The sequence below is a fragment of the Altericroceibacterium indicum genome (assembly GCF_009828105.1).
Lineage (GTDB): Bacteria > Pseudomonadota > Alphaproteobacteria > Sphingomonadales > Sphingomonadaceae > Altericroceibacterium > Altericroceibacterium indicum.
In genome coordinates this window covers 957024-972155 of the sequence record NZ_WTYQ01000001.1, presented here as the reverse complement: position 1 = coordinate 972155, position 15132 = coordinate 957024, and the positions used below count along the sequence as shown (strand labels likewise).

Genomic DNA, 15132 nt, shown 5'->3' with positions numbered 1-15132 from the left:
GCCTCGTAATGGCTATGAATGAAACGGCTTATGCCAAAATCAACCTTGCGCTGCATATTCGTAAGCGGCGCGAGGACGGTTATCATGAGCTGGAAACGCTGTTTGCTTTTGTGGATAATGGCGATCACCTCTCAGCCGCTTATTCCAGTGAAGATCGGGTGACGGTGCATGGCGAGTTCTTGGCCGCCTTGAACAACCCGTTCGATAATATCGTGGCCAAGGCCTTGGGCCAATTGCCACGCAGTGAAGGTCTTTCCATAGAATTGGAAAAGCGCCTGCCAGTTGCGGCTGGCCTGGGCGGTGGCTCTGCCGATGCAGGGGCGGTTTTCCGCTTCATCCGAGACATGCATGGCTTGCCTGATGATTGGCTTGAACGTGCGGCGCGCCTTGGGGCAGATGTTCCGGCCTGCGTTGAGAGCCGTGCTTGTATTGGCCGTGGCACGGGTACAGAATTGCTGGCCATCGAGAATGATTTGGCGGGCACTTCAGTCTTGTTGGTGAACCCGCGCGTTCCGCTCGCCACTGGCCCTGTATTCGCGGCATGGGATGGTCTGGATCGTGGCCCGATGCCAGAGGGGCACCCTTCGCAGATTGCGAAACATGGCCGCAATGATTTGGAAGCGCCGGCCATTTCGCTTTGCCCTGAAATTGCTGATGTGCTCGTCTTTTTGCGAGAAACTGACGCTGATCTCGTTCGAATGAGTGGATCGGGCGCGACCTGCTTTGCGCTCTATTCCAACGATGAAACATTACAGGCAGCAGCGCGCAGGTGTGCGTCACAGCATAGCGATTGGTGGCAAATGAGTGGAAAATTAAGATGAGCGGTTTGCCCTACAAACAGGTTGGAATGCCCGCTCAAGGTGGAATTGTTGCCATCTGCGATCACGCTTCCAACGCTGTCCCCAATGATATCGATCTGGGTGTCAGCCCAGAAGTGTTAGGTAAGCATATCGCTGTTGATATCGGAACACTGGGCGTGGTGGAACGGCTTGCCACCTCTCATGGTATTCCGGTTCATCATGCAACGCTGAGCAGGCTGGTGATTGACCTTCACCGGGAAGTGGATTCACCAGGCCTCATTCCCGAAACCAGCGACGGGCATCAGATCTCTGGTAATCTCGCGGCGGATCATGACGCACGTATTCAGCGTTTCTACCACCCCTATCACGAAGCATTTTCGCGCTGGATTGCCAGCGCTCCGCCCAAGCTGATCCTGTCTATTCACAGCTTTACAGCGGAATTGGAAAGCAAGCAGGAAGAACGCCCATGGGAAGTGGGTATTCTCTATAATGAGGATGACCGTGCTGCGCGCCACGCGATCCGCTTATTTCGTGAAGAGGGTTATATCACTGGCGATAATGAGCCCTATTCAGGCAAATTGCTCAACGCGACGATGAACCGCCATGCCGAAGCGCAGGGAACCCCGTACATCGCGATTGAAATTCGCAATGATTTGATTGCCGATGAAGCGGGGCAGGCCAAATGGGCGGCACTGATCCACGATATTGCCAATAGGGTTGCACTGGCGCTGGACTAAGTGCAGTCCGCAGTAGATTGTGCTTAACCAATCTGCCTGAAATGGCGTTTCATCGCGGACATGACCTCTATGCGGATATTCTTCTATAGCGTTCCACTGCTTCTGCTCACGGCCTGCTCAGGTAGCCCGCAAAGCGAAATTCATGGTGAACCACTGGCCTGCGCTGTGGATGGTGCAACGGATTTCACCAAGGTTTGCAAAGTGGAACGTACGTTGGTTGATGGTGTTCTGACACTAACGGTATATCAACCCGATGGTGGCTTCCGGCGCTTCTATGTACTCGATGATGGCACTGGCATTTCAGCTGCAGATGGAGCCGGTATCGCAACAACGCAGGTCGTTGGTGACAGCATAGAAGTGACTATAGATGAAGACCGCTATCTCTTTCCTGCAAAGATAGAAAATCATGCACCGGCCAGCTGACCCAATTCTCACCGTCGCCCAGATGCGGGCAGCGGAACAGGCTTTAATCGATGCCGGTGAAACGGTCTGGACCTTGATGCAGCGTGCAGGCGAAGGCGCTGCTGATGTGATCTGGCGGATTTGCGCTGGTCGTTCTGTGACAGTGCTGACAGGGCCGGGCAATAATGGCGGTGATGGCTATGTCATCGCTGAAAGCCTGCGTCTGCGCGGTGTGCCGGTGAATGTCATCGCGGCATTTGAACCTTCTACCGAAGCTGCAAAGAAGGCACGGTCCGAATATGGTGGCTCCTTTACGGATGATGCCACGGGGGAAGTGTTTGTCGATTGCCTGTTTGGAAGCGGTTTAACCCGTCCGCTTGGCAGCAAATTGGCAGAACAGCTTCGCCAGCTTTCATCCAAACACAGGCTGAGCGTCGCTATTGATGTGCCGAGCGGTGTCGAAAGCGATCATGCGGCGCCGCTTGATCCGAACTTGCCATCATATGATTGCACGATAGCACTGGGCGCATGGAAATGTGCGCATTGGCTGATGCCTGCGATGGACATGATGGGGCGCCGTGAATTGGTACGGATCGGCATTAACGATCCGGATCATGTTGCTCGCCTTTTTCCAAAGCCAGAACTCTCCGCTCCACCGCGCGATGCGCATAAATATAGCAGAGGTTTGCTTGCAGTTGTCGGCGGCATGATGCCCGGTGCTGGTGTGTTGGCGGCGCGCGCTGCCATGCATGGAGGGGCTGGCTATGTGAAGCTTCTTGCCAGCGATTTGCCGGTATCCATGCCGGCTGAATTGGTGGTGGAGCGAGATGATCTTGATGAAGCGCTGGATGATCACCGTCTGTCGGCTCTTGCTATCGGTCCGGGCCTGGGGCGTAATGGACGCAGCCGCAACCGCTTGATTGCTACACTGGCGCGCAACTTGCCGACATTATGTGACGCAGATGCGCTGGTTCTTCTTCGAACGGAGATGGTCGACAGCCGCACAGCACCGCTCATCTTGACGCCTCACGCTGGCGAACTCGATCGCCTTTTCAGGAGCTTTGAAACGCCTGACGGTGACCGATTGGAGCGATTGCAGCACCTTGCCCAAAAGAGCAGTGCAGTCATTGTAGCCAAGGGGCCAGATACGATTGTAGCAGCGCCAGACGGCCGTGTCGCAGTCTCTCCTCCTGCGCCAAGCTGGCTTTCTGTGGCCGGAACGGGGGATGTGCTCGCTGGCATTATCGCCAGCCGCCTGGCAACAGGATGCAGTGCGATGGATGCTGCCTGTCAGGGCGTATGGCTCCATGGGGAAGCGGCCAGGCAGGCTGGCGCAGTTTTCACTGCAGGGGAGCTTGTGCCAGCCATCCGCAACGCCTACGCCGCCTGCCTGTGAGCACAATAGAAACAATTCAACGCGTCGCTGCTAAAGGCGATGGTGTTACTGAAAGCGGCCGCCATATTTCTATGGCAGCGCCGGGTGACCGCATTTTGCCTGATGGTTCTATCGAGCCGGGGCCGCATCATGCAGTGCCACCATGCCGCCATTTTAGCCGTTGCGGCGGATGCCAGTTGCAGCATTTGAACGAAGAGGCCCTGTCCCAATTCGTTTATGACCGGGTTGTCCACGCGGCCAGCGGACAGGGCCTGGAGGCTGAAAATGTCGGCGATGTGCACCTTTCACCACCAATGAGTCGCCGCCGCGCAAATCTGCGAGCCATGAATGGCGGCGGAAGGCCGGTGATCGGGTTTAGCGAGGCGGGTTCGCACAAGCTGGTGGACCTGCGCGAATGCCATGTTCTGGTGCCTGAACTGTTCGCGCTGATCGCTCCTTTGCGCGCGCTCCTTGCGCGGCGGAAGGGCAAATATGCGCTCGATATCGAATTGGTGCTGACTGATCAGGGCGTTGATTGTGCGATCAAAGGGCTGACATTGGAAGGGCTGGAGCAGACTGAGGCCATGCTCGATTTCTGCCGTGATCACGGTCTCGCCCGCCTGACATTGGATCAGGGCTATGGGCCTGAAACCTTGTGGGAGCCTGATCCCATCACAGTTACTTTAGGAGGGGCGCCGGTTCCTTACCCATCAGGCTCTTTTCTCCAGGCGACAGTTGACGGTGAAAATGCACTTGGCGCGGCGGCTAAGGAATGGCTGGCTGAGGCAAGAACGATTGCGGATCTTTTTTCTGGTCTCGGCACATTTGCGTTTGTTTTGGCTGATCCGGCAAGAGTGCTGGCCGCAGAAGCTGCCCGTGATGCGCATCTTGCCTGTCAGCAGGGGGCGGGGCGCAATCTTAAGCCAATCAAGAGCTTCCATCGCGATCTTTTTCGCAACCCGCTGAGATCTGAAGACTTTTCACGCTTTGATGGTGTGGTGCTCGATCCACCGCGTGCAGGCGCACGTGAGCAGGTAGCTCAGCTTGCCACAAGCGGTGTGAAACGGATCGTTTATATTAGTTGCAACCCCTCAAGCTGGGCGCGTGATTCCAAAGCCTTAATCGAAGCGGGTTATATCTTACAGGAATTACGCCCCGTCGGACAATTCCGTTGGTCCACCCATGTCGAACTGGCGAGCCTCTTCGTGCTCAAGGCTGGCGATTAATTTGTCCCGCAGCCACTGCCTGGCATGTGGTTCTACAAAAGCATGGCTGGCATCGTTGCAGATGCTCAAGCTATGGTTGCCGCCAGTCCAGTAGCTGAGGAATGCTTGCCCCGTACGATCGCGCTCCGCAATTAAAATAGAGGTTTTGCGCGGCTCTCGTTGCAGCTTTTCTATCAGCTCTTTCGCTAGAGAAAGTGGTTGAGTGTCCTTCTGTAAGACTTTGAAAAGGTTTATTGTTAAGTCTCTGAGTGACACTTGGCCTTTTACAAGACGGAGCCATTCTGAAGGGTTGCGCAGCTTTTTGGCATAGCGCTCACGGATGGCCATGGGCTGCCACCCGTCCTGCCCGTCTTCCAGCGTCCATGGGTTCGCGAGGACGAGAGTATCGCACTCTTGAGGAGCGAACAGAACAAGAGCAGTCGCAGCGTCACAATTCCCAAATGCGACCAGGCGTTTTATTGAGGGGCATTTTTCTCGAAATATCGCCACTGCTGCAGCAATATCCTTAGCGCTTTGCGTAAAGCCGCGATTGATGCCGCTGCTGTCACCCACCCCGCGCCGGTCAAAACGGAAGCAAGGAAACCCTTGAGCAGCTATTTCAGCCGTCAATTTCGCTTGCCCGCTAAAAGTGCCGCTTCGTATCTCATTTCCGCCTGATACAATCAGCAAACCGCTTGAGCGCTTGCCGTGATCGATCGTCCCGGTGAGGGTTTCACCCTCGCAGTCAAACGTGATGTGCTCTCTGCTCACACTTTCAGGCCTTGGGCGATGATATCGGCAAGTCTCTCCGCCTGATCTGCTGCGAAATCAGGTTCTGCCCGCAGCCACAATGGTGGTCCATTAAGGCTCGCCTGCTCGATATCCCTCCATCGAGGGGATAGGGGAATTTCGCTTTCCTCAAGCTCCGCAATCATTGATGGGCCTAAGGAAAAGCCTGCAAGTTCAATTCCTTCTTTCCTGCCTTGCTCAAAAAGAGACGCGCTCTTTTCCCGGCGGCCGGCTTCGGTTGAGGAGATAGTCCGGCTTCTTATCAATTGGCGCAAGATGCTTTTCCCACTTACCGGAGCATAGCGCCAACCCGGAAGGCCAGGGGGAGTGAGGAGGGCACCGCCTCTGATCGCCAATACATGTGTTGCCTGGAAAGATTGTGCTGCTGCCTTGGCGGCATCGATCCACAAGGAAAGTGACTGCTCTTCCAACGGTACGAGGCTTTCGTTGCAACCGGGCAGATCGGGCAGAAAACTGTCTATTTGGCGGTGATCAAGGTGGCGCATTACAGCCAGCGTTTGATGCCGCATCTTATTGGCTTCATCAAACAGAGCGGGCAGTATCAGCAAGCGGTGAAGGCGCTGGTGATCAAAATAAGCCACCATTTCCGCTTCGCCTGTCGGCGCTGACCAAGCAGAAATCATGGCGTTAAATCTGCTCTATTGGCCGCGCTTGGCTTCGGAGAAAGCCAGCAGGGCACCATATGTTTCAAGCATTTCACCATCCACTTCGTCATCATCTATGATGATATCGAGGCGGTCTTCCATTTCGGTTAACAGACCAGCAACTGCCATGGAATCCAGTTCAGGCAGATAGCCGAAGAGGCCTGTATCTGCATCGAAAGAAGCTACCTTGGCCGCGTCCAGCGCCAGCACGTCGCGCAAAATGGCACGCAAAGTGGCGTCAGTATCCGTGGCGGATGTTTCAACAACGCTGCCAGTTTGTGGGTCGCTGCTCATAGATCTCTCTGTCATTGCGCGCTCCCTAGCCAGCGCTGCGGTGCAAGACAAGCTTTCGCGCATATTGCCGGGCAATCGGCACCCAGTTTTTCGGCTTCGAAGGATTATAGCATTCGATCCGAAAGCGTGAGCGGGTGTCGCTCATCCAATCGGCCTTATAAGCATCGTTGCCAGTGCCAAAATCAACGTATTCTACGGCGTCTATATCGATTACATGGCGCATCAGTGCCGCGGTGAGGATGGTTCCGGCTGACAGTTTTGGGAAAGCTTCATTATGCGCGAGTTTGTGAATATAGGCAGTGCCGCCCTCAACAGTCCAAAACTGCGCTGCAACCACTTGCCCTTCATGGCGCGCAAGGCCTAGCCGCAATTGACCGTGAGTGGCTTGCTGCCTGGCAAACGCTTTAAGTAGTGCCGGATTGCCTTCTGAACCCTTCCAGCTCAAACTGTAGATTTTTTCGTAAGATTGCCATACAACACTATCAAAAAATGTGAGAATTTCTGTTTCGACGTGTTTTGCTTTACGTTTCAGAGTGGATCGAAGCTGGCCAGGGCGAGAGGCGAGGTAATCGGAATAGCTCTGGTGGTTCAAAGCAAGATAATGGTTCGTGTCGCTTGCTTCTTTGAAACAGGTCCACCCAGCATTGGAAAAGGCCTTTTGTATCAGAGAGGATGCACCATTTTCTTCGGGAACCTTGTCAAAATGAACCGTAGGCAGAGTGCGGCGCAGATCTTTCGCGAGGGCTGAAAGGAGAGATGGGTGATCTGCCTTGGGTGTCGCGAGTGGTTGCCAGGTGAAATTATACCAATTGCCGAAAATTGTTGCCCCTCGTAGTGTAGCTAAGAGCGGAAGTGCAACCGCCTCTTCTTTATCCTTTGCCAAGGTAATCAGCGGTTTGGATCCATACTTTTCGAGTAATTGAAACCATTCAATATGGGTGAAAGGTCCATCGTGATGGAGCGGAAGACCTTGCAAGATATCACTGCTGTCGTGATAGCTGATATCAATCACTGAAAATCTGACCCTTTGAAAGTTTCATGCCGATATTGCCCAATCCTCAACCTCTGCCGCTCGATCATTGCGTGTTGTATGGCCATGATAGCGATACAGCATTGATCCTGCGCGGTCACCTGCTCACCTATAAGGAACTGCGTCAGAAAGTGGCGCAACTGGCTGCATGGTTGAGCGTGAACGTCCCGCAAAAGGGTGCCCGGGTTGCCAGTTGGGGGGCAAAGGATCTGATGACGTGCCTCCTGCCTCTGGCTGCGCCGCGTGCAGGGCTGGTGCATGTTCCAATAAATCCTCTGCTAAAACATGGTCAGGTGGCCCATATTCTTGCGGATAGTGGCGCACAGCTTTTACTTGGAACCGGGGCGCGCCTGTCCACTTTGGTTGAGGGTGATTTGCCGCAGGATTGTATTGCGCTCGACATTGCGAGCATTCCTGCTCTGCTAGACGGTGAAGGGTTACCGCCATCCGATGCCGATACGAATGATCTTGCCGCTATTCTCTACACCAGCGGATCGACCGGCAAACCCAAGGGGGTGATGCTGTCCCACGCGAATATGTGGCTCGGTGCGGTCAGCGTGGCGCATTATCTGGAGCTTGAAAGCGACGATGTGGTGCTTGCGGTGCTGCCGCTATCCTTTGACTATGGCCAGAACCAGCTTCTGTCGGCCTGGCGTGCAGGGGCTGCCGTGGTGCCGCTGGATTATCTTCTTCCGCGCGATGTGGTCAAAGCCTGCGCGCGCCATCAGGTTACAACATTGGCAGCGGTCCCGCCGCTCTGGGTGCAATTGCTGGAGCAGGATTGGCCAGAAGATGCGACCAGATCGATGCGCCGCCTGACCAATAGTGGCGGTGCTCTAACCCTCGATCTGGTCAGAGGGTTGCAAGATAAGCTACCTGAAACACAGATTTTTCCGATGTATGGCCTCACGGAAGCATTTCGTTCCACTTACTTGCGGCCGGAGCTTGTGGCGGAGCATCCAGTCTCGATGGGGCAAGCCGTTCCTTTTGCGGAAATTCTGGTCATGAACGATACCGGGCAACTGGTTTCTGCGGGGGAAGAGGGTGAATTGGTTCATTGCGGGCCGCTGGTCGCGCAAGGCTATTGGCAGGATGATGAAAGAACTGCCGAGCGCTTTCGCCCTGCACCTGAGCAATCCAGCTATGGCGGAATTGCTGTGTGGTCAGGGGATCGGGTCGTCCGGGATGGGGAAGGGCTTTTGTATTTTGTTGGCCGCAGGGATGCGATGATCAAGAGTGCGGGAAACCGCATCAGTCCGCAGGAAGTCGAGGAGGCCGCTTTAGCCAGTGGTCTGGTGGCAGAGGCGGTGGCACTTGGTGTTGCAGATGCGCGCCTTGGCCAAGCTGTTCACCTTGTTGTGAGGGCGCATGGAGATGATCTTGCTAAGGCAGAAGAACAATTGCCGGCTATCCTTTCGCGTGAATTGCCTAATTTCATGCGCCCACAGATGATCCACTGGCGCGATATAATGCCGCTCAACCCGAACGGAAAAATCGATCGGGTAGCGCTTGCAAAGGACATTCAGCCATGAAGCCATTTGGTCCTATTCCCAGTGGCTTCGATAGTATTGATGGCCAATTGTCTATTGGTGGAATGACGGCAGAGGCACTTGTAGATCAGGCCGGCGACACCCCGCTTTTCGTCTATTCGAAAGAATTGATTGGTAGCCGTATGGCTGATTTACGGCGTGCAATGCCGGAGCGGCTTTCTATTCATTATGCTATAAAAGCAAACCCTTATTCTGATATTCTTCAATTGATGTCAGGTCTGGTCGATGGCTTCGATATTGCCTCTGCAGGAGAGCTGGACCTCGCGCTGGCTGCTGGTCAATCGCCTGAGCGGATTAGTTTTGCCGGCCCCGGTAAGCGTGACAGGGAATTGCGTGCGGCTCTGCTCGCGGGTGTGACCATTAATTGCGAATCCGAAAATGAAGCGCATCGGGCGCTTGCTATCGGCCATGTTGAAAATATTGCGCCTAAGCTGGCGATCCGCGTCAATCCCGATTTCGAATTGCGCGGATCTGGCATGAAAATGGGGGGCGGGGCCAAGCCTTTTGGCCTTGATGCTCATCGCGTTCCGCAACTGGCGCGCGAAGTCATTGCCAGCGGTGCTGTTTGGCAGGGCTTGCATATTTTCACGGGCAGTCAGGCACTGGATGCAGATGCTATCATTGAAACGCAGGGCAATGTGCTGGCGCTGGCAGCGCAATTGACTGACGATATCGGCGTTCCCTTGCCCCATCTCAATATGGGAGGGGGGTTTGGTATCCCCTATTTCCATTCAGATAAGTCATTGGATATTTCGCGCATCGGTGCGGCTCTTCAAGGGCGCTTTAATACCCTGCCTGACGGCCTCCTGAGCACGAAGTTCGCCATTGAACTGGGGCGCTATCTGGTGGGTGAGACCGGAGTCTATCTGACCCGCATTGTCGATCGCAAGGAAAGCCATGGTGTGACTTATCTCATCACGGATGGCGGCTTACATCACCAATTGGCGGCATCTGGAAATTTCGGGACAGTGGTGAGGCGCAATTATCCGGTGGCTATTGCGACCCATTTTGTTGCCGAGCCGACAGAGGTAGTTAACATCGTCGGCTGCCTATGCACCCCATTAGACAGGCTCGCGGATCAGGTATCTATGCCGCACGCAGATATTGGAGATCTCGTGGCGGTGTTTTGTGCTGGTGCTTATGGTGCAACAGCGAGCCCGGAAGCGTTTTTGGGGCACGGACCTGCAAGAGAAATTCTCATATAATTCAAGACCTCATTCGTTTCAAAACGGGACGTTCAATGAAAAGAACGCTTGAAATTGGGACGGTGGCAAAAGACTAACGCAATATTCACCATTTCTCCTTCATTAGGAGGGCAAGAATTTAATGTAGATGGTGAACAGCGCCCCTCTTCGGGCGCTGAACAGGTCCAGGAATGAGGCGTTTGATGCGTAAATCCAAAGCCGCACGGTTTTGCACGGTAATTGCGCTGGCAGGTTTGAGCTTGAGCGGCTGTATGAGTGCGAGCCATGATCCACAGCTTGCACCCGCCAGCTTTGTTGCCATGCAAGAAGGGCCTGGCGAAGAATATGTGATCGGCCCGCTTGATGAGCTGACTATTCACGTCTGGCGTAACGAAGAATTGGGCGCGAAGATACAGGTTCGCCCTGATGGTCGGATCACCACGCCTCTGGTTTCCGATATGCCTGCTGTTGGCAAGACACCGACAATGTTGGCCGAAGATATTCGGCTTCAGCTTTCACAATATATTGCCGATCCGATTGTGACAGTGATCGTGAATTCCTTTGCCGGGACATATAGCCAGCAGGTGCGCATTGTTGGGGCGACCGAGAAACCCGCCTCCATTCCTTATCGTGCCAATATGACCTTGCTTGATGCCATGATTGCGGTTGGTGGGTTGTCAGAATTTGCCGCTGGGAACCACGCCAAACTCATTCGCTTCGACAAGGAATCCGGCACTCAGAAAGAATATGCTCTCCGGCTTGGCGATCTTCTCAAAAAAGGGGAGAGCAAGGCCAATGTCATGCTGAAACCCGGTGATGTGATCATCATTCCTGAAAGCATGTTTTAAAATATGGGCCTGAACTCGCTGATGGAGGAAGTGCGGGCTGCACTTTGGACGGTATGGAACCGCCGCTGGATCGCTTTGGCGGTGGCATGGGGGATTTGTCTCTTAGGCTGGCTGGCCGTTGCACTTGTCCCCAATTCCTACGAATCCAATGCTCGGATATTCATCCAGTTTGATGACGTGCTTGCTCAGCAGATCGGTATCGGTACGGGAAGTCGTCAAAAAGATATTCAGCGTATCAGGCAAACACTGACCAGTGCTGTAAACCTTGAGAAAGTTGTCCGTTCTACCCGGATTGGGGACACGGTCACATCACCGTCGCAGATGGAAGTTGCGGTCAACAAGCTGGCCACTGAGATCAAGATTTCCAGCCAGGGTGACAATCTCTTTGAAATCACCGCAACCAGCGGACGTGGCAGCCTGTCTGACAATGAAAATGCTCAGCTGGCGCAAGAAATCGTTCAGCGGATGATCGATATTTTCAGAGAGGAAAATCTGGGTGGTTCTCGGGGGCAAATGCGCCAGACGCTGGCTTTTCTCGACCAGCAATTGGCTGACCGTGAAAAACAATTGTCCGATGCTGAACAACGGCGGCTCCAGTTCGAAGCTGCTAACCCTGAACTGATCGGCGGTGCCGAAGGCATAGCGTCGAGGCTGAACGCCACTCAATCGGAATTGCGTAGTGTGCAAGCGGACCTTGCCGCGGCACAAAGTTCAATCGCTGCGATTGACGGGCAGATAGCCAGCACACCAAAATTCATCACCGGGCAGGGCGGGACCGGCCCGGCAGCCGCACTTGCGCAGGCGCAGGCGAGTTTAGCAGCTATGCAATCGCGCGGTCTGACGGATGAGCATCCTGACGTGATAGCAACAAAACGACAGATAGCCGCATTGCAGAAACAGGTTGGCAATGGCGATAATACCAACTCAGGTACGCCTAACCCGGCCTATAGTTCTTTGCAGGCCATTCGTGGCGAGCGGATTGCTAATGCACAGGCTTTGCAATCACGAGCGGCAGCGCTGCGCTCGGAGCTGGCCGCGATCACAAGTGACCAGAGCAAGGAGCCTGGCGCGGCTGCAGAAGCGCAGCGGATAAGCCGGGATTATGACGTATTGCGCAGCCAATATGACAAGCTGTTGCAAGATCGTGAGCAGTTGAAGCTGCGTGGTCAGGTCGAAAATGAACATAATGCAATCAAGTTTGATGTGATTGACCCGCCATCCAGTCCGCTCACTCCTGCCGCACCTCATCGACCATTACTGCTGATAGGGGTTCTGATTATTGGTATCGCAGGTGGCGTGGCGGTTGCTTTCGGCCTTGGGCAAATCAACGGTTCATTCGCAACTGCCGCCAAATTGGAGCGGAATATTGGCTTGCAGGTAATTGGCACGATTTCGAACGTGCTTACGAATGAGGCAAAAGAACGGCAGGCTAAAAGACTGAAATTGTTTATCGGTGCATCGGCTGCGCTTTGCGGGCTTTTAGTGATATTGCTGGCGGTGGAATTTTTCCAACGTGGCATGGTAAGTTAGGAGGTTAGGGTGACTGAAGAAAAGAAGACCCCGCTTCCATCGGAAGCTCAGAGGCCGCGTAAGTCGCTGTTTGAGCAAGCTCAGGACGTTTTTGGCGCGAAAAAGCTGGCTCCTTCTCCAGTTCCTGACGAACTTGCATCCGCACGAGGTAGCCAATCTGTCCGGCGCAGAGCCAAGCCAACGCCTGATCGTCCGATTGATGGCGGTGATGGTTCAGGGCTCGGTTCCAGAGGTCTGTCCAACGGGCCAGCGGTCGCTATACCGCGAAACCCGGAGCCGATGTCGTTTTCTCGTAATCGCCATCCGATTGACCGACAGCGATTGCAGGAAAAGGGGATGATTGTTCCCGGTGGGCCAACCACCGCACTGCTTGAAGAATTCCGTATCGTGAAGCGTGAAGTCTTGCGCAAAGCACGGGAGAATGAGCAACGCGATCACGCCACCAGCGCTCAGCGTGTTCTGGTGTGTTCGCCTTTGCCTGATGAAGGTAAAACCTTTTGTGCCACCAATCTGGCTCTTGCCATTGCGGCCGAAAAAGACAGCGAAGTACTACTGGTGGATGCTGATTTCGCCAAGCCTTCTGTCCTGTCCACTTTGGGGCTTACCAGTACAGGGCCGGGCATGATGGATGCTTTGGCGAACCCTAACATCAAAGTGCAGGACTGTGTTCTGGCGACTGACGTACCTGGGTTATGGGTGCTGCCAGCTGGCAATCAAAGCAGCACGGATAGTGAATTTCTATCGAGCAATAAGACCAAGACAATACTCGATCAGCTCACGGCAGGGGCTCCACATCGGATGATTATTTTCGATTCCCCGCCTGCCCTTGTTGCATCACCGGCGGCGGAACTGGCGAAACATGTCGGGCAGGCTATCGTGGTCGTTCGTGCTGACAAAACCGGGCAGAGTGCATTGGAAGACGCATTGTCGCTATTGTCTCATTGCCCGGATGTGAAGTTAATTCTCAATGGCACCAATTTCAGCCCAAGTGGCCGGCGTTTTGGCAGCTATTACGGTTACGGGAGCTAAGCGAGTGCGGAGAGGGGGAGCTCTTGCGATGATGACTGTGGCTGCGGTGGGTTTGCCATGCGTGGCTCAGGGGCAGGATGTTGCTCAGGGTCAGGGTGCTGAGGCAATGGAGAGTAGCTCTTTACCTCAATCCACCCGCAGTGCCCCGATTGATATACGCCCCTACATAGAAGCGGCTCAGGTCGTGAATGCGGAAATCTCACCGGGGAACGATGTCGTCACATATTCACGCTTGGCGGCAGGTGTCGATGCACTGCTGAAAGGGCAGCATTCCTCTGCTTCTGCATCCTTGCGTTATGAGCGCCGCATTGGCTGGAACGGCAATAACGGCAATGATGGCGATACGCTGAGCGGGCTTGTCCGCGCATCTGCTGCGATCATTCCGCGCACGCTGACAATAGAAGCAGGGGGCATGGCTTCACGTCAGTCCTTCAATGGCACTGGCGTCACGACCGCAGGCGGTCTGGTTGACAGAGACCTTACCCGGCAAATCTATTCTGTATTTGCCGGGCCAGCTCTGACGACGAATATCGGCCCTGCCAGGATCGAGAGCGCCTATCGTTTTGGCTATACTAAGGTCAATCAACCCAATGCTGTGATCAGTGATGATGGGGCGGCGCTGGTCAATTCCTTTGATGACAGCATATCTCAACAGGCGTCTGCACGGATCAGCACTCGGCCGGGCGATGTTTTGCCGGTTGGATTGGCGCTTAGCGGGCAATGGTCACAGGAAGATATATCTGCGCTCGATCAAAGGGTGCGCAACAACTACCTGCGAGCAGATATCACGGCCCCCCTTAGCCCGACATTCGCCCTGTTAGGCGGCATCGGCTATGAGGATGTGCAGGTTTCCAGCCGTGAAGTCTTGCTTGATGATGAAAACAATCCGGTGATTGACAGTAAAGGCCGGTATGTCACGGATAAGAGCAAGCCTCGAGAGATAGCCTATGAGGCCGATGGCCTGATCTGGGATGTCGGGGTTGAGTGGCGGCCAAGCCGGCGCACTACACTGGAGGCGCATTATGGCCGCCGGTATAATTCCAGCACGTATTATGGTTCTCTCAGTTACGCGCCGAGCCGACGCAGCAGAATGAACCTGTCAGTCTATGATACGATTTCAGGTTTTGGTGGGGCGATGAGTAACGGCCTTTCCGCACTATCCACGGATTTTACTGCGGTTCGCAATCCGATCAGTGGTGATCTCGGCGGTTGTGTGGCCGGAGAAGAAGGGGAAGGAAACGATTGCCTGATTGGCTCCCTTGGTCCCATTCGGTCGCTGACCTATCGTATGCGCGGGGTCAGCTTAACCTATACGCTGGACCTTGGCCGAACCAAGGCAGGTCTTGGGGCTGGCTTTGAAAGTCGCAAATATATTGCGCCGGCAGGGCCGATATATGCGGATTATTCCGGGCGGGTGGATCACAATTATTGGGTATCGGTTTTTGCGTCACGCCAAATCGATGCGCGTTCTCGCCTGACCGGAAATATTTACGCCAATTGGTATGACAGCGATTTGCCGTTGCAGGCGAATGGCATGGGGTGGAGCACTTCGCTCGCCTATTATCGCAATTTAATGAATGGCCTGTCCGGAACCGCTGCAATCGGGTTGGACGGATTTACCCGCGAAGAACTGGCTGATTACATCGTTGGATCGGCAATGCTTGGCATGCGTTATTCGTTTTGAGGCCCTGAGG

Annotated in this window: 15 protein-coding genes; 11 read left to right on the top strand and 4 right to left on the bottom strand. The window is 54.4% G+C overall.

Going from position 1 to position 15132, the window contains the following annotated elements; all coding sequences use genetic code 11:
* Nucleotides 1–8: 8 nt before the first annotated feature.
* The 5 genes from GRI39_RS04735 to GRI39_RS04715 are packed head-to-tail and all read left to right on the top strand — an operon-like array spanning nucleotide 9 to nucleotide 4540.
* Nucleotides 9–821, top strand: coding sequence for a 4-(cytidine 5'-diphospho)-2-C-methyl-D-erythritol kinase (locus GRI39_RS04735; RefSeq protein ID WP_160738481.1), 813 nt, complete (start codon nucleotides 9–11; stop codon nucleotides 819–821).
* Nucleotides 818–1537 (top strand): N-formylglutamate amidohydrolase, encoded by a 720-nt coding sequence (locus GRI39_RS04730; protein WP_160738480.1) that lies wholly within the window; start codon nucleotides 818–820, stop codon nucleotides 1535–1537. The genes GRI39_RS04735 and GRI39_RS04730 overlap by 4 nt, the downstream gene beginning before the upstream one ends.
* A gap of 60 nt (nucleotides 1538–1597) precedes the next feature.
* Complete coding sequence (locus GRI39_RS04725; protein ID WP_211371428.1) at nucleotides 1598–1960, top strand: hypothetical protein; 363 nt, start codon at nucleotides 1598–1600, stop codon at nucleotides 1958–1960.
* Nucleotides 1944–3335: an NAD(P)H-hydrate dehydratase gene (locus GRI39_RS04720; protein WP_160738478.1), complete on the top strand. Its 1392-nt coding sequence runs from the start codon at nucleotides 1944–1946 to the stop codon at nucleotides 3333–3335. The genes GRI39_RS04725 and GRI39_RS04720 overlap by 17 nt, the downstream gene beginning before the upstream one ends.
* A complete protein-coding gene (locus tag GRI39_RS04715) occupies nucleotides 3332–4540 on the top strand; it encodes a class I SAM-dependent RNA methyltransferase (RefSeq protein ID WP_343033288.1) in 1209 nt (402 codons plus the stop codon). Before GRI39_RS04720 ends, GRI39_RS04715 begins: the two co-directional genes overlap by 4 nt.
* Here the strand turns inward: GRI39_RS04715 and GRI39_RS04710 are convergent.
* Genes GRI39_RS04710 through GRI39_RS04695 form a run of 4 tightly spaced genes read right to left on the bottom strand, consistent with a single transcriptional unit; the run spans nucleotide 4463 to nucleotide 7279 of the window.
* Nucleotides 4463–5290, bottom strand: coding sequence for a hydrolase 1, exosortase A system-associated (locus GRI39_RS04710; RefSeq protein WP_160738476.1), 828 nt, complete (start codon nucleotides 5288–5290; stop codon nucleotides 4463–4465). The two genes, GRI39_RS04715 and GRI39_RS04710, sit on opposite strands and share 78 nt — an antisense overlap.
* Nucleotides 5287–5952: a hypothetical protein gene (locus GRI39_RS04705; RefSeq protein WP_160738475.1), complete on the bottom strand. Its 666-nt coding sequence runs from the start codon at nucleotides 5950–5952 to the stop codon at nucleotides 5287–5289. The genes GRI39_RS04710 and GRI39_RS04705 overlap by 4 nt, the downstream gene beginning before the upstream one ends.
* 15 nt (nucleotides 5953–5967) lie before the next feature.
* Nucleotides 5968–6267 (bottom strand): phosphopantetheine-binding protein, encoded by a 300-nt coding sequence (locus GRI39_RS04700; protein ID WP_160738637.1) that lies wholly within the window; start codon nucleotides 6265–6267, stop codon nucleotides 5968–5970.
* Nucleotides 6268–6292: 25 nt separating this feature from the next.
* Complete coding sequence (locus GRI39_RS04695) at nucleotides 6293–7279, bottom strand: GNAT family N-acetyltransferase (protein ID WP_160738474.1); 987 nt, start codon at nucleotides 7277–7279, stop codon at nucleotides 6293–6295.
* Nucleotides 7280–7305: 26 nt separating this feature from the next.
* On the opposite strand from GRI39_RS04695, the gene GRI39_RS04690 reads away from it, so the two are divergent.
* The 6 genes from GRI39_RS04690 to GRI39_RS04665 all read left to right on the top strand — a co-directional run bounded on the left by GRI39_RS04690 (nucleotide 7306) and on the right by GRI39_RS04665 (nucleotide 15122).
* Nucleotides 7306–8829 (top strand): acyl-CoA ligase (AMP-forming), exosortase A system-associated, encoded by a 1524-nt coding sequence (locus GRI39_RS04690; protein ID WP_160738473.1) that lies wholly within the window; start codon nucleotides 7306–7308, stop codon nucleotides 8827–8829.
* Entirely contained in the window at nucleotides 8826–10052 is a 1227-nt protein-coding gene (locus tag GRI39_RS04685; RefSeq protein WP_160738472.1) for a pyridoxal-dependent decarboxylase, exosortase A system-associated, read from the top strand. The genes GRI39_RS04690 and GRI39_RS04685 overlap by 4 nt, the downstream gene beginning before the upstream one ends.
* A gap of 182 nt (nucleotides 10053–10234) precedes the next feature.
* Entirely contained in the window at nucleotides 10235–10879 is a 645-nt protein-coding gene (locus tag GRI39_RS04680; protein WP_160738471.1) for an XrtA/PEP-CTERM system exopolysaccharide export protein, read from the top strand.
* 9 nt (nucleotides 10880–10888) lie between these two features.
* Nucleotides 10889–12409 carry an XrtA system polysaccharide chain length determinant gene (locus GRI39_RS04675; RefSeq protein WP_160738636.1) on the top strand — a complete coding sequence of 507 codons (1521 nt, stop codon included), beginning with the start codon at nucleotides 10889–10891 and terminating at the stop codon, nucleotides 12407–12409.
* Nucleotides 12410–12418: 9 nt separating this feature from the next.
* Nucleotides 12419–13438 carry an AAA family ATPase gene (locus GRI39_RS04670; RefSeq protein ID WP_343033287.1) on the top strand — a complete coding sequence of 340 codons (1020 nt, stop codon included), beginning with the start codon at nucleotides 12419–12421 and terminating at the stop codon, nucleotides 13436–13438.
* Nucleotides 13439–13466: 28 nt separating this feature from the next.
* The gene (locus GRI39_RS04665; protein WP_160738470.1) at nucleotides 13467–15122 is read left to right on the top strand and encodes a porin family protein; all 1656 of its coding nucleotides are present in this window, start codon (nucleotides 13467–13469) and stop codon (nucleotides 15120–15122) included.
* Nucleotides 15123–15132: the final 10 nt, after the last annotated feature.